Consider the following 18,800-nt stretch of genomic DNA (forward strand, 5'->3'; position numbering starts at 1 on the left):
GAAATTTGAATGAAAACTCGTATCATAACCGCAATTGTGGGCATCCTCGTCCTGATCGGGGTGCTGTTCACCTTTGACACGCTGGTGTTCAATTTTGTCATTGCCGCCATCACCCTGATCGCCATCCACGAGATCTTCAAGGCCCTGGGCTTTGGCAGAAAGGAATGGCCCATGTACGCCGTGTTCGTGCCCTACACCCTGCTGATCATGCTGTCCAGCTATCAGGTGTGGCGGCGGCTGGTCATGCCGGCCTCCTTTTTGATGGTGCTGTTCTTCGGTATCTATCTGGTGGTGCGCAACGCACAGGTGGATTTTGCAAAAGCCAGCGGTCTGGTGATGTTTTCCGGCATCGTGATCTTCTGCTTCTACTCCTTTATCCGTTTGAAGGAGCTGCTGCCGGTGGAGACCTACGGCTATGACGCGATGTTCTTTATTCTGCTCATCCTCTGCTTTGCCTGGGGCGGCGATACCTGCGCCTACTTTGCAGGCAGAGCCTTTGGCAAGCACAAACTCTGCCCCGTGGTCAGCCCCAAAAAGACCGTGGAGGGAGCCATTGGCGGCGTGCTGGGCACCATGGTGTTCGGCGTGATCGCCACCGTCATCTACTCCATTGCGGCCAACCGGATGGAGGCGTTCACCCGCACCAACATCGGCGTTTCGATGTACGTGATCATTGCCCTGCTGGCCTGCGTGGCCGCTGTGCTGGGCATCTACGGCGACCTGTTCGCCAGCGTGGTCAAGCGCCAGTGCGGCATCAAGGATTATGGCACCATCTTCCCGGGCCACGGCGGCATTCTGGACCGCTTCGACAGCGTCATGTTCATTGCGCCGTTCGTCACCATGGTGGTCATCGCTGTTTTCTATCACTGAATGCAGGAGGTAGCTTATGTCTAAAAAAATCACGCTGCTGGGTTCTACCGGTTCCATCGGCACCCAGAGCCTGGATGTCATCCGTGCCCAGGGGTATGAGGTGTTCGGCCTTTCCGCCCACAGCCATGTGGAGAAGATCCTGGAGCAGATCGAGGAGTTCCACCCCCGGTATGTCTGCATGACCAACCCCGATGCCGCCGCCCGGCTGGACGCGGCTCTGGCGGGCCGTGCCAACGCCCCCCGGCTGCTGACCGGCCCCGAGGGCCTGAAGGAGCTGGCCGCCATGGACGGCCCCGATGTGGTGCTGAACAGTGTGGTGGGCATCGCCGGTCTGGGTGCCAGCCTGACCGCCATTGAGAGCGGCCATGATCTGGCCCTTGCCAACAAGGAGAGCCTTGTTACGGGCGGCCACCTGGTGACCCAGGCCGTGGCAAAGCACGGCGTGAAGCTGCTGCCTGTGGACAGCGAGCACTCCGCCATCTTCCAGTGCCTGCAGGACAAGGAGAGTGCCAAGAGCCTGACCAAGATCCTGCTCACGGCCTCCGGCGGCCCCTTCTTCGGCATGAAGACCGAGGAGCTGCGGGGCAAGACCAAGGCCGATGCCCTCAAGCATCCCAACTGGAACATGGGTGCCAAGATCACCATCGACTCCGCCACCCTGATGAACAAGGGCCTGGAGCTGATCGAGGCGGTCTGGCTGTTCGGCCTGCCCCCCGAGAAGATCCAGATCGTGGTGCAGCGCCAGAGCATTGTCCACTCTGCCGTGCAGTACAGCGATAACTCCATCATCGCCCAGCTGGGCGTGCCCGATATGCGCATCCCCATCCAGTACGCCCTGACCTACCCGGCCCGTGTGCCCGGTGTGGTGCCCGAGCTGGACTTTACCACCCTGAAGCTGCTGACCTTCGATGTGGCCGACGAGGAGACCTTCCGCTGCCTGGCTGCCTGCAAAAAGGCCATCAAGAAGGGCGGTCTGGGCCCCTGCGCCGCCAACGGTGCCAACGAGGAGGCAGTCAAGCTCTTCCTCGAGGATAAGATCGGCTTCCTCGATATCGGCCGTCTGGTGGAGGCTGTTGTGGACAGCGACAGCTTTGGCGGCGATTACACCCTGGCCGATGTGTATGAGTGCGACAAGATGGCCCGCGCCTTTGTGAGAGCGCACCTGTAAGGAGAACTGATGTCTTTTATTGTCACCTTTATTGCTGCGGTGTTCGTGTTCAGCGCCGTGATCGCCATCCACGAGTTCGGCCACTTCATGGTGGCAAAGCTCTGCGGTGTGCAGGTCAACGAGTTCTCCATCGGCATGGGGCCGGTGCTGTGCAAGCGGGTGCGCAAGGGCACCCAGTACAGCATCCGCGCCCTGCCCGTGGGCGGCTTTGTGGCGCTGGAAGGGGAGGAAAGCCCCGAGAGCAAGCAGGCGGAGGAACGGTCAAACCCCTCAGCCGCCGATGGCGGCAGCTCCCCTGATAGGGGAGCCCTTGGCATAGCGGAGACTTCCCCCGAGGAGGAAAAGCCTGTTGGTATTCCTCTGAATGAGGCCCCTGTCTGGCAGCGGGCCCTCATCATGCTGGCGGGTGCCGGGATGAACTTTGTGCTGGGCTTTGTGGTCATGGCCATCCTCATCACGGCCCAGAACGAGCCCATCACCAGCAAGGTCCTCTATCAGGTGGAGGAAAACGCCCTCTGCGGCCAGACCGGCCTGCAGGCAGGGGATAAGATCCTTGCGGTGAACGGCCGCCGCTGCTTTGTGGCAAACGATATCCTCTATGAGCTGATGCGCACGGAGGACTACACCGCCGATTTCACCGTTCTGCGGGACGGCAAAAAGGTGGAGCTGCCCGGTGTGCAGTTCGACACCTGGCAGGATGACAAGGGCGAGACCCACATGAGCCTGGGCTTTACAGTCTACGGCATCAAAAAAACACCGCTGAACGTGCTGAAAGAGGCGGGCAACAGCGTGCTCTACTACGGGCGCATCATCTTTGCCTCCCTCTCCGACCTGCTGCGGGGGCGGGAGAGCATCAACGACCTCTCCGGCCCGGTGGGCATCGTAACGGCCATCGGGCAGGCCGCCAGCTACGGCTGGCAGGACCTGCTGGAGATGCTGGCGCTCATCACCGTGAATGTGGGCATCTTCAACCTGCTGCCCATCCCGGCGCTGGACGGCGGCAAAGTGGTGTTCCTGCTCATTGAGGGCGTGACCGGCCATGCCGTGCCCGAAAAGATCCAGAGCGGCCTGACCGTGGCGGCCTTTGCGCTGCTGTTCGGGCTGATGATTTTTGCAACTTACAACGATATCCTCCGGCTCATTACCGGGGCAATGTGATACGGAAAGGAAAACGACCATGCGGCAGCTGAAACGAGAAGTGAAGATCGGCAATGTGACCATTGGCGGCAACAACCCCATTGCGGTGCAGACCATGCTGAATGTCCCCGTGGAGGACATTGAGGGCAACGTTGCCCAGGCAAAGCGCTGTGAGGCGGCGGGCTGCCAGATCCTGCGTGTGACCTGCCCCAGCGCGGCGGATGCCAAGTGCATCGAGGCCGTGAAGAACGCAGTGAACATCCCCATCGTGGCGGATATCCACTTTGACTACAAGGCAGCGCTGGCCTGCGCCGACGTTGGTGTGGACAAGATCCGCATCAACCCCGGCAACATCGGCGACGACGACCGGGTCAAGGCCGTGGTGCAGGCCTGCCAGCAGAAGAACATCCCCATCCGCATCGGCGTGAACGGCGGCAGCCTGGAAAAGCACATCCTGGCAAAGTACGGCGCGCCCGTGCCCGAGGCCATGGTGGAAAGCGCCCTGTACCATGTCCGCCTGCTGGAGAAGTTCGATTTCAACAACATCGTCATCTCCATCAAGAACTCCAACGTGCCCCGCATGATGGAGGCCTACCGCCAGCTGAGCGCCGTGACCGATTACCCCCTGCATGTGGGCGTGACCGAGGCCGGTACTTACCAGATGGGTCTGCTCAAGAGCGGCATGGGCATCGGCGGGATGCTGCTGGAGGGCATCGGCGATACCATCCGCGTCTCGCTGGCCGCCGAGCCTGAGAAGGAAGTGGAAGCAGGCTACAACATCCTGCGCGCCGTGGGCTTCCCCGTGGCTGGCCCCGAGGTCATCACCTGCCCCACCTGCGGCCGCACCCAGTACCCCTGCACTGAGATCGCCAACGAGGTGGAAAAGCGCCTGCAGGGCTATAAGAAATCCATCAAGGTGGCCGTCATGGGCTGCGTGGTCAACGGCCCCGGCGAGGCTCGCGAAGCCGATATCGGCATTGCAGGCGGCAAGGGCGAGGCTGTCCTCTTCATCCACGGCCAGCCCATCAAGAAGCTGACCGGGGATAATATCCTCGACCAGTTCATGGAGGAGATCTATAAGATCTGAGAGACAACCCTCTCAGTCTCGCTGCGCTCGCCAGCTCCCCCAAAGGGGGAGCCAACGCATCTGCAAGGGGAGAGGGTGCTGATGGTTAAACCTCTCAGCCTTCGCTGACGGTTAAACCTCTCCGTCATCTTCGCTAACGCTCGATGCCACCTCCCCTAGTAGGGGAGGCCTTGGCATAGGGCTCATTTTTCGCAATGATCGCCTATCGGCTCCAAAATGCACTCCTGCCGCAAGGATAAGGCTTTGCGCCAGCAGGGCAAACAGGAGCGAAGCGCCAGACCACGAAAACGCGACGGCCTGCCAAGGGCTCCCCTACCAGGGGAGCTGCCGAGCGTCAGCGACGGCTGAGAGGTTTAACCCCGTCAGCACCCCCTGAAGGTCATGCCGCAATCGCCTCTCCCTTTGGGAGAGGTGGCATCCCGCAGGGATGACGGAGAGGGCGCAGGCGAAGCGCCTGAGAGGTTCAGAAATAACATCAAAAGGAGTAACCCATCGTGACACCACTTGTATCTCAGCTATGGCCGCAGTTCATGGCGGACCCGGATTTCGCGGCCAGTTTCGGGCGCGTGATCGTGGAGCATGCCCGGATGCTGCGGCAGGAGCGGCAGGTTGTTTTTACCCTGCGCAGTGCCGCCCCGCTGGACAAGGGGCTGTGCGCCCGGCTGCTGGCCTCCCTGCAGCCGGATTATGAGGGCTTTGAACTGAAGATCGACAACCTCTTTGGCTATGCCACGCTGGACGAAGCCGCCCTGCGGGAGCTGATGGAGGAGATGAAGCGGGACGGCATCCCCATCAACGGCTTTCTGGACCGGTGCCGGATCACCATCACCGGCCAGAACATCACGGTGGGGGTCTGCCACGGCACCAAGTTTTTGCAGGAGATGGAGTTTGAGCGCCTGCTGGCGGACCGCGTTGCCGCCCACACCGGTGTCAGGCCCAAAGTCACCCTGACAAGCGCGGTGGGCGAGGCCGAACAGCGCCAGATGGAGGAAAAGCTGGAGCGCAAGATCGCCCCGCCGGTGGTCAAGTTCGAGAAAAAGAACACCGCCCCCTCCATCAAGGTGGAGGGCCTTGACCTGACCGACAAGCCCGTGACCATTTTCCACGGCAAGATGTTCACCCCCAAGAACCTCACCCCCCTCAAGGACCTGGGCGGCGAGGGCGGCAAGTGCGTGATCTGGGGCGACGTGTTCTTTACCGAGGTCAAGGGCAACTACCGCAAGATCTACACGGTGTCCATTACCGATTACACCGGCTCCATCAACCTGAAGATCCGCGCGCAGGAAGGGGAGGACTGCTCCAAGTGGGAGAACATCCCCAAGGGCACCACCCTGCTGGTGCGCGGTGACTGCACCTACGACAAGTACGAGCACGACTACATCGTCTACCCCTACGATGTCCTGTTCGTGGAGCGGAAAAAGCGGGAGGACAACGCCCCGGAAAAGCGGGTGGAGCTTCACCTGCATACCAAGCTGTCCAGCATGGATGCCTTCTGCGACCCGGGCGGCATCGTCAAGCTGGCCCACCGGATGGGCCACCCTGCCATTGCCATCACCGACCACGGTGTCTGTCAGGGCTACCCGGAGGCCATGCTGGCCACCGACGAGATCCACAAGAGCGACCCGGAGTTCAAGCTGATCTACGGCTGCGAGGCCTACTTTGTGGATGATATGGTGCCCTGCGTCTACGGCGTGAAGGACCAGCCGCTGGACGGCGAGTTCTGCGTGTTCGACACCGAGACCACCGGCCTGGACCCCGGCGTGGAGTACCTGACCGAGATCGGCGCGGTGATCGTGCGGAACGGGGAAGTGGTGGAGGAGTTCGACACCTTTGTCAAGCCGGGCAAGCCCATCACCCCCAAGATCACCGAGCTGACCGGCATCACCAACGAGATGGTGGCTGATGCCCCCGGGGAGAAGGAAGCGCTGGAAGCCTTTCTCCGGTTCGCGGATGGCCGCATCCTGGTGGCCCACAATGCCCATGCGTTCGATATCCGCTTCCTGAAAGCCGCCGCCAAGCGCAGCGGCATTTCCTTTGAGCCGACCTATATCGACACCCTGACCATGGCGCAGGCCATGTACCCGGGCCTGCACAACTACAAGCAGGGGACCATCAACAAGCATCTGGAGCTGCCCAGCTACGAGGCCCACCGCGCCTGCGAGGATTCCGCCGCGCTGGGCCGCATCTTCTGCGTCATGCTCAGTGACCTTGCCGAGAAAGAGGTCACCACCGTGGAGGGCATCAACACCGGTCTGGGCGGCAACCGGGAGGTGCTGAAAAAGAAGTACTTCCACCTCATCATTCTGGTCAAGAACCAGATGGGCCTGAAGAACCTGTACAAGATCGTGAGCGAGGCCCACGTCAACTACTTCTTCAAAAAGCCCCGTGTGCCCCGCAGCCTGCTGAACAAGTACCGCGACGGCCTGATCCTGACCAGCGCCTGCGAGGCGGGCGAGCTTTACCGTGCCGTTGTGGAGGGGCGCTCCTACGAGGAACTGAAGAAGATCGCCTCCTACTACGACGTGCTGGAGATCCAGCCCCTGGGCAACAACGAGTATATGGTGCGGGACGGCAAGGTGGAGAGCGAGGAAGTCATCAAGGACTTCAACCGCACCATCATCCGGCTGGGCGAGGACCTGCACAAACCGGTCATCGCCACCGGCGACGTGCACTTTACCGAGCCGGAGGATGCCATCTACCGCACGGTGCTGCAGGCGGGCAACGGCTTCAAGGATGCGGACACCCAGCCCCCGCTGTTCTACCGCACCACTGAGGATATGCTGAAGCAGTTCAGCTACCTGCCCAAGGAAAAGGCCTACGAGATCGTGGTGACCAACCCCCGCAAGATCGCGGCCACCATCGACAACAACGTGCGGGCCATCCCGCGCGGCACCTACCCGCCCAGCATCGAGGGTGCGGAGCAGCAGCTGCGCGATGCCACCTGGGAACACGCCAAGCGGGATTACGGCGACCCCCTGCCCAAGATCGTGGAGGACCGCCTGAAAAAGGAGCTGGACTCCATCTGCGGCCACGGCTACGCTGTTCTGTACGTCATTGCCGTCAAGCTGGTGGCCTACTCCAACGCGGGCGGCTATCAGGTGGGCAGCCGTGGCTCGGTGGGCTCCTCCGCCGTGGCCCACTTCTCCGGCATTTCGGAGGTCAACAGCCTGCCGCCCCACTACCGCTGCCCCAAGTGCAAGTACAGCGAGTTCATCACCGACGGCAGCGTGGACGACGGCTTTGACCTGCCCGATAAGGACTGCCCCCACTGCGGCACCCGGATGCTGGTGGACGGCCACGACATCCCCTTTGAGACCTTCCTGGGCTTCTACGGCGACAAGGAGCCTGATATCGACCTGAACTTCTCGGGCGAGTATCAGTCCAACGTCCACCGCTACACCGAGGAGCTCTTCGGCAAGGCCAATGTGTTCAAGGCGGGCACGGTGTCTGGCATTCAGGACAAGACCGCCTACGGCTACGTCAAAAAGTATCTGGAAGCCCGCGGCAAAACCGTCAACCACGCTGAGGAGAACCGCCTGACCTTGGGCTGCACCGGTGTCAAGCGCACCACCGGCCAGCACCCCGGCGGCATGGTGGTTGTGCCCGATACCTACGAGATCTACGATTTCTGCCCCATCCAGCACCCGGCGGATGATGTGGCGGGCGGCCTGCTCACGACGCATTTCGAGTTCAAGTACCTCCACGACACCCTGCTCAAGCTGGACGAGCTGGGCCACGATATGCCCACCTTCTACAAGTATTTTGAGGAGTACACCGGCATCCCTGTGGACAGCATCCCCATGAACGACCCCCGGGTGTACAGCCTGCTCACCAGCCCGGAGGAGCTGGGCGTGACCCCGGAGCAGATCGACAGCCAGACCGGCACCTTCGGCATCCCGGAAATGGGCACCAACTTCGTGCGCGGAATGCTGGTGGAGGCCCGGCCCCGAAACTTTTCGGAGCTGATCCAGATCTCGGGCCTGTCCCACGGCACCGATGTCTGGACCGGAAACGCCGACGAGCTGATCCGCAGCGGCACCTGCACCATCGCGGAGGTCATCGGCTGCCGTGACAGCATCATGCTCTACCTGCTGCGCAAGGGGCTGGAGCCCAAGATGGCCTTTGATATCATGGAGGCGGTCCGTAAGGGCAAGGTGGCCAAGGGCGGCTTCAAGCCCGGCTGGGAAGAAGCCATGCGGGAGCACGAGGTGCCGGACTGGTACATCGAGTCCTGCCGCAAGATCAAGTATATGTTCCCCAAGGCCCACGCTGTGGCCTACCTGATGAGCGCCATCCGGCTGATGTGGTTCAAGCTCTACCGCCCGGCAGAGTTCTACGCTGTTTACTTCACCGTGCGCGGCGATGATATCGACTATGAGGCCGCTGTGGGCGGTGCGGCTGTGGCCCGCGCCCACATGGAGGCGGTGAAGCGCCGCCTGAAAGAGGAGAAGAACGCCAAGGACGAGGACGTGCTGGTCAGCCTGCAGCTGGTCAACGAGATGCTGTCCCGCGGGTATGCGTTCCTGCCCATCGAGCTGGGCAAGAGCCGCGGCAACAAGTATATCGTGGAGGATGGCAAGGTGCGCCTGCCCTTCTGTGCCCTGAAAGGCGTGGGCGGCACTGCCGCCGCCTCGCTGGAGCGGGCCACCATCGACGGGCAGGAGTATATCTCCGTGGAGGAGCTCCAGCAGGCCACCGGCGTGACCAGCGCCGTGCTGGAAAGCCTGCGCACCGCCGGTGTGCTGGCAGACCTGCCCGAAAGCAGCCAGGTGAGCTTCTTCTGACCCCTTGACTTTTGGGGGAAGGCGGCATATAATAAAGATGTGAATGAGAATGTGAACTCTTCACGGGTTCACCAAATGCAACAAGAAGCCCCTCCGGTATCCCTCAATACCGAAGGGGCTTCTTTTATAGTTAAGCTTCGTCTTTGGATAATCTCTCACCCACTGGCGGTTAAACCTCTCCGTCATCATCGCTTCGCTCGATGCCACCTCCCCTAGTAGGGGAGGCCTTGGCATAAGGTTCATTTTTCGCAATGATCGCTGACGCTCCAAAACCAGCATCTGCCGCAAGGATAAGACTTTGCGCCAGCAGGGCAAACAGGAGCGAAGCGTCAGACCACGAAAACGCGACGGCCTGCCAAGGGCTCCCCTACTAGGGGAGCTGGCGCGGAGCGCCTGAGAGGTTTAGCTGCAAGCAGCACCGCTTTCCTTGCAGATGCAATGGCCCCCTTTACGCTTCCTTTTCCATAGCGGCCAGCGGGGTCAGGTACTCCTTGCAGCACTCCTCGTACATGAGGGAGTATTCCTTGCTGGGGTTGTGGTGCATCAGGCTCTTGAGGGTGTGGGAATCGTAGTCATCGCCCTCGCTGGTGCCCACCAGACGGGCCGCCACGTTGGAGCAGTGGTCGGAGATGCGCTCCACATTGTTCAGCACATCCAGGAACACCACGCCGGTATCAATGGAGCAGATGCCATCCTTCAGGCGCTTGATGTGGCCGTCGCGGAGCTTCTCCACCAGAATGTCGATGACCTCTTCCAGCGGCTCCACCTGACGGGCCAGCGCGATGTCATCGTTCTCAAAGGCATCGTTGGTACGGGTCAGGATCTGCTCCAGCGCGGAATCCAGCAGCTTCAGCTCGTTCTTGGCAATGTCGCTGAAGGAGGCCTCTTTCTCGTAGAGCTCCACGGCCTTTTCCTGAATGTTCACGGCGTAGTCGCCGATGCGCTCGAACTCGGTGACAAAGTTCAGCAGCTCGGTCACGGCGTGGCTCTCGTCGTCGCCCAGCTCCTGGTCAGTCATCTTGATGAGGTAGTTGGAGATCTCCACCTCCATCCGGTCGATAAGGTTCTCCCGCACATTGATGGCGCTCACCACGTCCTCATCCATCTTGAGCAGCAGGGGAGTGGAGAGGCTGACGTTGCGGGCGGCACGGCGGGACATCCTGACCACGGCGCTCTTGGCCTGCTGCAGGGCCACGGCCGGGCTCTTGAACAGACGCTCATCCAGCACGGGCATACTCATCTCCTGTGCTTCCTCGGCACTGTTGGGCACGGTGAGCATGGCCAGCTTGGAAAGCACACTGCTGAAAGGCAGGAACAGCAGCATGGCCGCCACACTGGAAAGGGTGTGGATGTTTGCAATGGTGCTCTTGTTCATCACGTCGCCCCACACCGGGATGCCGATGGTGTACCGCACGGCGTAAATGGCACCCAGCAGCACAAAGCTGCCGATGATGTTGAAATACAGGTGGATCAGGGCGGCGCGCTTGCCGTCCTTGGAGGAGCCGCCGATGGTCAGCAGCGGGGTAAAGGCGGTGCCGATGTGGGCACCCAGAATGATGGGGATGGCGCTGCCAAAGGTGACAAGGCCGGTGCTGGACAAGGCCTGCAGGATACCCACCGAGGCCGAGGAGGACTGGATGATGACGGTGACGACCATGCCCACCAGCACGCCCAGCACGGGGTTGGTCATGCTGACGAACAGCTCCTGAAAGGCTGCGCTCTCCCGCAGGGGGGACACGCCGGTGTCCATCAGGCTCATGCCCGTGAACAGGATGCCGAAGCCCAGCATGATCTGGCCGACGTTCTTCTTTTTGGCGTTGCGCAGGAACACATAAAAAATGCAGCCGACAAATGCCACCACCGGCGCAAACGTCTTGGGCTGGATGAGGGTCAGCAGAAGGCTTTCACCCGAGATATCCGCCATGCGGATGAGCTGACCGGTGACCGTGGTACCAATGTTTGCACCCATGATGACACCCACCGACTGCGTCAGGGTCATAATGCCAGAGTTGACAAGGCCGACACAGATGACGACTGTGCCTGCGGAGGACTGGATCACGCCGGTGATGAGGGTGCCGAAAATGACACCCTTGATGGTGGAGGAGGTCAGCTTTTGCAGCACGCCCTGCATCTTGCCGCCCGCCAGCTTTTCCAGGCCGGCACCCATGATCGACATACCATAGAGGAACAGCGCAATACCGCCCAACAATGAGGTGATGTGTGTGATATCCATCTCGATACTCCTAAAAACTTCCTTTTGCTCTTAAAACAAACCAAGGACGGCCGCCCGAGGCTTCCTGCCCTGAACGCCGTCCTTTTTATTATAGCATTGAACTCCCCCGGACAACAAGCGTTATTTTACATGTTTTTTGCATTTTTACTGCATTTCCGCGCCGTTTTGTCCTTTTGTCAACTGTTCTTTTCTTATATTTTACAGGTATTTTACATTTGAGCTTTCCCCGCGCGCTCCTGACATGCTTCCGGGAACTGCCGGGAATATGTCATGCGGCCTCGTCCAGCTCCTCCATGGCCTCCCGCACCGTGTCCGCCGAGAAGAGGAACACCCCGCCCCGGGTATAAACCTCCACATGGCCGCCTACAGATCGGATCTCGTACTCACTCATGGTGTTCCCTCCTGTTCCTGCGGCCCGCCTCCGGGCCGCTCCTGTTTTGTTCGACAAGAGGAGTATACCAGATGATAGGTACGATAAGGGGGACTTTCAAGCGGTTCGCTTGACTTTTTTCATAAGCCAGCATATAATGAAGATGACACCACATACGACACCACAAAGACGAGGAAATAAAAGATGTCTCAATGGGATAAGCTGCTGGCACGCATTTGTGCGCTTTCCAAAGACCTGCGGTTTGATGAGCTGCGCAAGGTGCTGGAAAGCTACGGCTATCAGATGACTGCCCCCCGGAGCGGGAGCAGCCACTATACCTTCCGCAAAGCGGGCTGTATGCCCATTACGATACCCAAGCACGAACCGATCAAGAAAGTATATGTGGAAATGGTGCGTCAAATCGTAGAGAGTGAGGCGAAAAACGATGAAAACGCTGAATGAATATCTGGCTCTTCCGTATCGGATGGAGATTGTAGAGGACAGGGAAGAGGGCGGCTATGTTGTCTCCTATCCCGATCTGCCGGGGTGCCTGACCTGCGGCGAGACCATTGAAAGCGCTGTGGAGAATGCTCGGGATGCTAAGAGGGTCTGGCTGGAGGCCGCACTGGAAGAGGGCGTATCCATTCCGATGCCGGACAGTCTGGAGGATTACTCCGGGCAGTTCAAGCTCCGCCTGCCCCGCAGCCTGCACCGCGCTCTGGCGGAGCACTCCCAGCGGGAAGGCATCAGCATGAATCAGTACTGCGTTTACCTGCTGGCAAAAAATGATGCCCTGCACGCAGGGTAAAAGGAAAGCTTTCCGGCCCTTCGCTCTGATGAGCGGGGGCTTTTCTTATTTTCTCCCTCTTTTTTCGCATTTTTCGCGCGAAAAATCGCCGGAACATACTCGTTGACGATACAACCAAAAGGTGTTACACTTTGGGTAACGAAACAACGCCATGTAATGCGAAAGAAAGAGGTGTTTCCATGAACGAAATGAAGGAAGCAGTGGGGAACTGGCGGGAGGCAAAGCAGTTCAGCCCGGCGGACGAGAACGATTTCCTGCGATGGCTGGACAAGGCCGACACCGAGGAAAAGCTCTTTTCCCGGCTGACCTTCTGGTTTACCTTCCGGGGCCTGCCTGCGGACCAGAACCAGCGGTATCATCTGGTGCAGGAGCGGGCCCGGGAACTGCGGCTCTGGAACGGGCTGGAGCTCAAGCTCCGGCGCTGGCAGGACCGTGTGGCCGACGAGTACGAGCAGATCGGAAAGGAGGCGTTCGCGGCCCGCATCGGCGAGGATTACGCCGATTACATCAACAGCCTGACCGATCCGGAGGCCGCCCCGCAGCAGGCCGCCCCGGAGCCGGAGACCGCAAAGCCTGCCGGGGTGCAGGCGTGGTCGGCGCGGGAGCTGTCTGAGATGGTGCTGCCGCCCATCCGTCATGTGGTGGAGGGCCTGCTGCCCATGGGCATGGGGGTGCTGGTGGCAAAGCCCAAGCTGGGCAAGAGCTGGATGGTGCTGGACCTCTGCCTTGCCGTGGCACAGGGAGAGCCGTTTCTGGGGTTCCCCACCCGGCAGCACGGCACGCTCTACCTCGCCCTGGAGGACGGCAAGAGCCGGATGCAGACCCGCCTGCGCCGCTTGCTGGAGGGCAGGCCCGCCCCGGCCAACATGCACGTTATGTTTCAGGCCCAGCGGCTGGGCGAGGGCCTGCTGGAAATGCTGGGGGAGTATCTGGATGCCAACCCGGACATCCATCTGGTCTGCATCGATACCTTATCCAAGATCAAGCCCAAGGCAAAGCCCTTTGAAAATGCCTACGATGCCGACTACGACTACATGGGCAGGCTGAAGGCCTTTGCCGACAGCCGGGGCATCTGCGTGCTGCTGGTGCACCACACCCGCAAGAGCAAGAACCCAGAGGACAGCTTCGACAACATCAACGGCTCCACCGGCATCCTGGGTGCGGCGGATTTCACCATCGTGCTGGACAAGCAGAGCCGGATGGACGATGAAGCAGGCTTTCTGCTCACCGGTCGCGACATCGAGCAGTGCGAGCGGGTCATCCGCTTTGATAAGGCCCGCTGCCGCTGGGTCATGCAGGGCACGGCGGCCCAGCTGGCCGCGCAGCGCCGGGTGGCCGAGTATGAGGCAGAGCCCATCGTCAAGACCCTGCGGGTGCTCCTGCAGCAGGGGGATGGAACATGGAGCGGCAATGCGCAAGCATTGATGCAGATGGGAGAGCGCTATACAAATGAAGCGCTTGCTTCCAGCACACGAGCATTGGCAGGACGAATCAAAGAGCTACAACCAATGCTCTGGGAAAGAGATGCAATCAAGTGCTGGGATAAACAGAATGGAACAGGCGGAAAACGATACTGCTTTAAGATGAATCGGATTGATAATACTGTGCCTGTTATGGATTCTACACAACTGTCGTTAAGACATAATTATCGTTGATATCGTTGCTATCGTTGATAAAACCGCATTCTCTGCAACGATTGCAACGAATGCAACGATAGAAATGAGTATAACGAGAACCCCCTCCGGTATGGTGTGTACCGAAGGGGGTTCGTTGGGGTTTGATGGCGTGCCCTCTCAGTCTCGCTGCGCTCGACAGCTCTCCCGAAGGGAGAGCCAACGCATCTGCAAGGGGAGAGGGTGCTGAAGGTTAAACCTCTCCGTCATCATCGCTTCGCTCGATGCCACCTCCCCTAGTAGGGGAGGCCTTGGCATAGGGTTCATTTTTCGCAATGATCGCCTATTGGCTCCAAAATGCACTCCTGCCGCAAGGGTAAGACTTTGCGCCAGCAGGGCAAATAGGAGCGAAGCGTCAGACCACGAAAACGCAACGGCCTGCCAAGGGCTCCCCTACTAGGGGAGCTGCCGAGCGTCAGCGACGGCTGAGAGGTTTAATACCGTCAGCACCTCCTAAAGGCCGGGCCGCAATTGCCTCTCCCTTTGGGAGAGGTGGCATCCCGCAGGGATGACGGAGAGGGCGCAGGTGCAAGAGAGGGCGTAGGCCCGGAGAGGTTCAACCTCCCGCCGCAAGGCTGCTCTTGGGGCAGGCATCCGGGGCGCTCTGGGCCTTCCGGGCCTCGGTGCGGGCCTTGTCGTAGCAGTAGCGGATGATGGCCTGCCGCCGCACGATGCCGATAAAGATGCCCCGGTCGTCCACCACGGGCACAAAGTTCTGGTTCATGGCCGCTTCGATCAGCTGGTCCATGCTGGTGGTGACAGTCACGGCCTTGTAATCCCGCTTGTGGGCAAAGCTCGAGATGGGCACATCCTCGGCGGCTTCAATGTCCAGCCCGTGCTGCTGTTTCAGCCCCCAGAGGATATCCCCCTCGGTCAGGGTGCCCACATACTCGCCCTTGCGGTTGAGCACCGGGATGGATGCGTAGCGGTTGTTCTCCCATTTTTCCAGCGTCTGCCGCAGGGTGAAGTCATCGTAGACATACATCAGGTCCTGCTTGGGGGAAAGGAAAAACAAAATGTTCATCAAACAGCTCTCCAATCGTTATCCTATCGTAAACAGTGGTTCTGCCGTAAGGGCGCAGCTCCCGTTCCTCTGCTTTGATTTTAGCACTTTTCCACAGGCGGATAAAGTCAAAAATCATACTTTTTAGAATTTATTCACAGTCGCACCCGGCCTTTTTGCAAAACATGCAGGAAAACCGTGCACAGGGCAGGGTTTTGTGGTATAATAGGAACACGAATCGGCTCACATTGCCCGCCCTTTGGAAATTGTGCTGTACACAGGGCGTGGGAAGTTGTATAATAAGGATACCGATTCCTTTCCCGGTATGCGGCGGGTTTGCCGCGGCAAGCCGGGCCACCCCAACAAGATTTCAAATAAAGGAGCAGAGCGACTATGATCACTTCCCGTTTCCCGCTGGGAGATGTCAGCTTTTCCGCCGAGTACTTCTCTACGCTGGTAGGCGAAGCAACCAAACAATGCTACGGCGTGGCCGCAATGACCCCCCGCGACCTGACCGACGTGGTCAAGAGCGTGGTGCGCGGCAACGATTACTCTGAAAAGGGCGTTCGTGTCACACAGGAAGAGGGCCGTCTCGTGATCGAGCTGCACATTGCCGTCAGCTACGGGCTCAACATCTCCACCGCCGCGCGCAGCATCTCGCACCGCGTCAAGGACGAAGTGGAGCAGGCCACCGGCCTGAAGGTTGCCCGCGTGATCGTGTCGGTGGACGATGTGATCGCCTGATGGAACTGTATATTAAGGAGTAAGGACAATGATTTCTGGTAAGATCCTGCGCGACGCGATCATCTCCGGCGCGAACAACATCAACAACCAGCGCTCCCGTGTGGACGAGCTGAACGTTTTCCCCGTGCCCGATGGCGACACCGGCACCAACATGGGCATGACGGTGGGGGCCTCCGTGGCAGAGCTGAATGCGCTGGACGACGGCTGCACCGTGGGTGAGGCCGCCAAGACCGCTGCCTCTGCCATGCTGCGCGGTGCGCGCGGCAACTCCGGCGTGATCACCAGCCTGCTGTTCCGCGGCTTCTCCAAGGCGCTGGAAGGCAAGAAGGAAGCCGACACCGCCGACATCATCGCCGCCCTGAAAAAGGGTGTGGAGGGTGCCTACAAGGCCGTGATGAAGCCCACCGAGGGCACCATCCTGACCGTTGCCCGGGTGGCCAGCGAGGAAGCTGCCGCCTGCGGTGCCGAGGAGATCCCCGCCCTGTGGGATGTGGTGATGACCGCAGGCCAGAAGGCGCTGGAGGATACCCCCAACCTGCTGCCCGTGCTGAAAAAGGCCGGCGTTGTGGACGCAGGCGGCCAGGGCATTATGATCATCTTTGAGGGCATGGGCAAGGTGTTCCACGGCGAACCCATGGTGGCCGGCGGCGAGGGTACCCCCAACAAGGCCAAGCTCTCCACCGAGAACGCAGGCAAGGGCGTGTTCACCGACGACCTGATGAAGGTGGAGGACATCAAGAACGGCTACTGCACCCAGTTCCTCATCAACAAGTACGAGGGCGCAAGCGCCGCAAAGATGCGCGCCTTTGCCGAATCCAACGGCGACAGCGTGGTCTGCATCGAGGATGACGATGTCATCAACCTGCATGTCCACACCGCTGACCCCGGCAAGATCCTGAGCGAGGCCATCAAGTACGGCTACCTGACCAACTTCAAGATCGAGAACATGCACGAGCAGTTCCTGGCCCGCCAGAAGCAGGGCAAGAGCCTGGAAAAGCAGGCCTCCGCTGAAAAGGCTCCCGCACAGGCCAGCGAGTTCGTTTACGCCGCAGTGGACCCCAGCCGTGACTACGGCTTTGTGGCCGTTGCCGCCGGTGAGGGCCTGAAGGCTGTGTTCACCGACCTGGCTGCGGACGCTGTTGTTTCCGGCGGCCAGACCATGAACCCCGCCACCGAGGACATCCTTGCCGCCATCCAGAGCGTGCCCGCCAAGACCGTGTTCGTGCTGCCCAACAACAAGAATATCATCATGGCAGCGGAGCAGGCCCAGAAGCTGGCTGACCGTCAGGTGATCGTTCTGCCCACCCGCACCGTGCCCATGGGCATCACCGCGCTGCTCAACTTCGACCCCTCCGCCAACGCTGAGACCAACACCATCAACATGATGGCCGCCGCCGACAAGGTCAGCACCGGCCTCATCACCTACGCCGCCCGCGACAGCGAGTTTGACGGCAAGCGGATCCGGAAGGGCGAGATCATGGCTCTGGAGAACGGCAAGATCGTTGCCACCTCCACCGACCTGACCAAGGCCACCTACCGCCTGGCCCGCAGTATGTGCAAGAAGGACTCCAGCTTTGTCACCATCATCTCCGGCTGCGATGTCTCCGACGAGGAGGCCGAGAAGCTGACCGAGATCGTCAAGGCAAAGTGCCCCAACCACGTTGAGGTCAGCCACATCCGCGGCGGCCAGCCCGTATACTATTATATGATCAGCGTGGAGTAAAATTGCACTCCGGCTGAAACAGAACCGCAAAACAAACCCCCTGTGCCAGACCATGGCACAGGGGGTTTGTTGATTGCACATTGTCGGTTTCTATGCTATACTGTAGCTAATGCTGGAAACAGCAGGAGAAAAGCGCTGTCTGCAATGCAGGTGGTCAACTTCGCGCTCCCGAATGCCTATTTTCCGGAAGGAAGCCAGGCGGATGGGAACGGAACTTTTTTGAATTGGATCTTTTCCCGGAGCCGCCTGTCGGCGAAGGGAGGGATGTCGGATGACTCTGACAGAAGTTTGCGCGGTACTGACGGTAGCAATTGCTCTTTTGAGCCTGCTCGTCTCAGTTGCGAAAGCGGCATTTGATGCTGGCTGGAAAATTTCTCACGAGAAGAACGATAAAAGCAAAAAAGATTGACCGCCCCCAGTCTCACAAACTCGGCGGTCAATCTTTTTGACTTAAAAGGGAACGTGGAGCTGGCCATATTGCGGTCAGCGCTCTTTCTGTTCATAGTATAGTTGATTTGCGATGGTTTGTCAAGTTCAAGCTGGGGGCTGCAGCCCGGACGGAGCGGTTCACCCGCCCAGGTCCTCCAGCACCTCCTGCAGGGCGGCATCTCCCGTCACTGTCATGCCTTGCTTGACACGCAGTGCGTCATTTTCTGGCAGGAGGTTGACGTAAATATCCGTCTGCCGGGCAAGGCGGGTGGGGGAGCCGTCCGGCCCGCAGGTGTAGACGGCCACCATGCCGCCCTCGTCCCGGAGCAGGTATTGGGTGGGCTGGCCGGTGTCGGGCAGAGTCTGGGCCGCAAGGCTCGGCTCGGAGGGCACCGGCGTTTCGGCGGCGTTGTCCGCTCCCGGTGCAGGGGAGGAAAGCGCCAGCCGGGGCAGGGCCATCCAGAACAGGCTGAAGGCGATGGCAAAGGCGCACAGGGCGTAAAACAGGCAGAGAACTACTTTCCGCATGGAGAAAATCACTCCTTTCCAGCGGGTCTTTCCAGCGGTAGTATGCGCAAAAATGCCGCCCCTGAGACAGAAGTGCACAATTTTCACACCGGAATGCTGTACTTTACGGGGGGAAGTGTGCTATACTAGCAGTATCTGATTAGAAATAGGGGCGGCAGGCCCACGGCAAGGCCTGCCTTTGTCCAACCTTTCAGCTGTAAGCAGCCGATAACGGGGTTAAACCTCTCAGCCGTCGCTGACGCT

The 18,800-nt window shown here is 59.9% G+C and carries 15 protein-coding genes; 11 read left to right on the plus strand and 4 right to left on the minus strand.

The window, feature by feature from the left end:
* The first annotated feature begins 9 nt into the window (after positions 1 to 9).
* From J3352_RS00995 to J3352_RS01015, 5 genes are all read left to right on the plus strand, one after another.
* Positions 10 to 870: a phosphatidate cytidylyltransferase gene (locus J3352_RS00995; protein WP_156066171.1), complete on the plus strand. Its 861-nt coding sequence runs from the start codon at positions 10 to 12 to the stop codon at positions 868 to 870.
* A gap of 16 nt (positions 871 to 886) precedes the next feature.
* Positions 887 to 2,038, plus strand: coding sequence for a 1-deoxy-D-xylulose-5-phosphate reductoisomerase (gene dxr, locus J3352_RS01000; RefSeq protein WP_156066169.1), 1,152 nt, complete (start codon positions 887 to 889; stop codon positions 2,036 to 2,038).
* Between the two features lie 9 nt (positions 2,039 to 2,047).
* Positions 2,048 to 3,196 carry an RIP metalloprotease gene (locus J3352_RS01005; RefSeq protein WP_156066167.1) on the plus strand — a complete coding sequence of 383 codons (1,149 nt, stop codon included), beginning with the start codon at positions 2,048 to 2,050 and terminating at the stop codon, positions 3,194 to 3,196.
* A gap of 19 nt (positions 3,197 to 3,215) precedes the next feature.
* Positions 3,216 to 4,262: a flavodoxin-dependent (E)-4-hydroxy-3-methylbut-2-enyl-diphosphate synthase gene (gene ispG, locus J3352_RS01010; protein WP_005933865.1), complete on the plus strand. Its 1,047-nt coding sequence runs from the start codon at positions 3,216 to 3,218 to the stop codon at positions 4,260 to 4,262.
* A 530-nt stretch (positions 4,263 to 4,792) separates the two neighbouring features.
* Positions 4,793 to 9,046, plus strand: coding sequence for a PolC-type DNA polymerase III (locus tag J3352_RS01015; protein WP_156066283.1), 4,254 nt, complete (start codon positions 4,793 to 4,795; stop codon positions 9,044 to 9,046).
* Positions 9,047 to 9,494: 448 nt separating this feature from the next.
* Here the strand turns inward: J3352_RS01015 and J3352_RS01020 are convergent, their stop codons facing one another.
* Complete coding sequence (locus J3352_RS01020; RefSeq protein ID WP_156066165.1) at positions 9,495 to 11,279, minus strand: Na/Pi cotransporter family protein; 1,785 nt, start codon at positions 11,277 to 11,279, stop codon at positions 9,495 to 9,497.
* Positions 11,280 to 11,547: 268 nt separating this feature from the next.
* Positions 11,548 to 11,670: a hypothetical protein gene (locus J3352_RS14375; protein ID WP_255536694.1), complete on the minus strand. Its 123-nt coding sequence runs from the start codon at positions 11,668 to 11,670 to the stop codon at positions 11,548 to 11,550.
* 183 nt (positions 11,671 to 11,853) lie between these two features.
* On the opposite strand from J3352_RS14375, the gene J3352_RS01025 reads away from it, so the two are divergent.
* The 3 genes from J3352_RS01025 to J3352_RS01035 all read left to right on the plus strand — a co-directional run bounded on the left by J3352_RS01025 (position 11,854) and on the right by J3352_RS01035 (position 14,112).
* On the plus strand, positions 11,854 to 12,111 hold the full coding sequence (locus J3352_RS01025) for a type II toxin-antitoxin system HicA family toxin (RefSeq protein WP_097770738.1): 258 nt from the start codon (positions 11,854 to 11,856) through the stop codon (positions 12,109 to 12,111).
* Positions 12,095 to 12,457: a type II toxin-antitoxin system HicB family antitoxin gene (locus tag J3352_RS01030; protein WP_035394391.1), complete on the plus strand. Its 363-nt coding sequence runs from the start codon at positions 12,095 to 12,097 to the stop codon at positions 12,455 to 12,457. The genes J3352_RS01025 and J3352_RS01030 overlap by 17 nt, the downstream gene beginning before the upstream one ends.
* A 179-nt stretch (positions 12,458 to 12,636) precedes the next feature.
* Positions 12,637 to 14,112, plus strand: a complete 1,476-nt coding sequence (locus tag J3352_RS01035; RefSeq protein ID WP_156066163.1) for an AAA family ATPase — start codon at positions 12,637 to 12,639, stop codon at positions 14,110 to 14,112.
* Positions 14,113 to 14,686: 574 nt separating this feature from the next.
* On the opposite strand, the gene J3352_RS01040 is transcribed toward J3352_RS01035, so the two are convergent.
* Positions 14,687 to 15,154 carry a CBS domain-containing protein gene (locus J3352_RS01040; protein ID WP_156066161.1) on the minus strand — a complete coding sequence of 156 codons (468 nt, stop codon included), beginning with the start codon at positions 15,152 to 15,154 and terminating at the stop codon, positions 14,687 to 14,689.
* A 372-nt stretch (positions 15,155 to 15,526) separates the two neighbouring features.
* Between J3352_RS01040 and J3352_RS01045 the strand changes: the two genes are divergently transcribed.
* From J3352_RS01045 to J3352_RS01055, 3 genes are all read left to right on the plus strand, one after another.
* Positions 15,527 to 15,877 (plus strand): Asp23/Gls24 family envelope stress response protein, encoded by a 351-nt coding sequence (locus J3352_RS01045; protein WP_005933848.1) that lies wholly within the window; start codon positions 15,527 to 15,529, stop codon positions 15,875 to 15,877.
* A gap of 28 nt (positions 15,878 to 15,905) precedes the next feature.
* A complete protein-coding gene (locus J3352_RS01050) occupies positions 15,906 to 17,600 on the plus strand; it encodes a DAK2 domain-containing protein (protein ID WP_005933847.1) in 1,695 nt (564 codons plus the stop codon).
* A gap of 271 nt (positions 17,601 to 17,871) precedes the next feature.
* Positions 17,872 to 18,009, plus strand: coding sequence for a hypothetical protein (locus tag J3352_RS01055; protein ID WP_005933846.1), 138 nt, complete (start codon positions 17,872 to 17,874; stop codon positions 18,007 to 18,009).
* A gap of 158 nt (positions 18,010 to 18,167) precedes the next feature.
* Here J3352_RS01055 and J3352_RS01060 read toward each other — a convergent pair whose 3' ends face one another.
* The gene (locus tag J3352_RS01060; protein ID WP_156066159.1) at positions 18,168 to 18,557 is read right to left on the minus strand and encodes a hypothetical protein; all 390 of its coding nucleotides are present in this window, start codon (positions 18,555 to 18,557) and stop codon (positions 18,168 to 18,170) included.
* Positions 18,558 to 18,800: the final 243 nt, after the last annotated feature.

It is taken from the genome of Faecalibacterium sp. Marseille-Q4164, assembly GCF_017377545.1.
GTDB lineage: Bacteria > Bacillota > Clostridia > Oscillospirales > Ruminococcaceae > Faecalibacterium > Faecalibacterium duncaniae.

What these genes read in the sequence shown, in the direction of transcription:
- J3352_RS00995 (WP_156066171.1), top strand. Translation starts at nt 10, where the DNA reads ATGAAAACTCGTATCATAACCGCAATTGTGGGCATCCTCGTCCTGATC.
- dxr (WP_156066169.1), top strand. Translation starts at nt 887, where the DNA reads ATGTCTAAAAAAATCACGCTGCTGGGTTCTACCGGTTCCATCGGCACC.
- J3352_RS01005 (WP_156066167.1), top strand. Translation starts at nt 2,048, where the DNA reads ATGTCTTTTATTGTCACCTTTATTGCTGCGGTGTTCGTGTTCAGCGCC.
- ispG (WP_005933865.1), top strand. Translation starts at nt 3,216, where the DNA reads ATGCGGCAGCTGAAACGAGAAGTGAAGATCGGCAATGTGACCATTGGC.
- J3352_RS01015 (WP_156066283.1), top strand. Translation starts at nt 4,793, where the DNA reads ATGGCGGACCCGGATTTCGCGGCCAGTTTCGGGCGCGTGATCGTGGAG.
- J3352_RS01020 (WP_156066165.1), bottom strand. Translation starts at nt 11,279, where the DNA reads ATGGATATCACACACATCACCTCATTGTTGGGCGGTATTGCGCTGTTC.
- J3352_RS14375 (WP_255536694.1), bottom strand. Translation starts at nt 11,670, where the DNA reads ATGAGTGAGTACGAGATCCGATCTGTAGGCGGCCATGTGGAGGTTTAT.
- J3352_RS01025 (WP_097770738.1), top strand. Translation starts at nt 11,854, where the DNA reads ATGTCTCAATGGGATAAGCTGCTGGCACGCATTTGTGCGCTTTCCAAA.
- J3352_RS01030 (WP_035394391.1), top strand. Translation starts at nt 12,095, where the DNA reads ATGAAAACGCTGAATGAATATCTGGCTCTTCCGTATCGGATGGAGATT.
- J3352_RS01035 (WP_156066163.1), top strand. Translation starts at nt 12,637, where the DNA reads ATGAACGAAATGAAGGAAGCAGTGGGGAACTGGCGGGAGGCAAAGCAG.
- J3352_RS01040 (WP_156066161.1), bottom strand. Translation starts at nt 15,154, where the DNA reads ATGAACATTTTGTTTTTCCTTTCCCCCAAGCAGGACCTGATGTATGTC.
- J3352_RS01045 (WP_005933848.1), top strand. Translation starts at nt 15,527, where the DNA reads ATGATCACTTCCCGTTTCCCGCTGGGAGATGTCAGCTTTTCCGCCGAG.
- J3352_RS01050 (WP_005933847.1), top strand. Translation starts at nt 15,906, where the DNA reads ATGATTTCTGGTAAGATCCTGCGCGACGCGATCATCTCCGGCGCGAAC.
- J3352_RS01055 (WP_005933846.1), top strand. Translation starts at nt 17,872, where the DNA reads ATGACTCTGACAGAAGTTTGCGCGGTACTGACGGTAGCAATTGCTCTT.
- J3352_RS01060 (WP_156066159.1), bottom strand. Translation starts at nt 18,557, where the DNA reads ATGCGGAAAGTAGTTCTCTGCCTGTTTTACGCCCTGTGCGCCTTTGCC.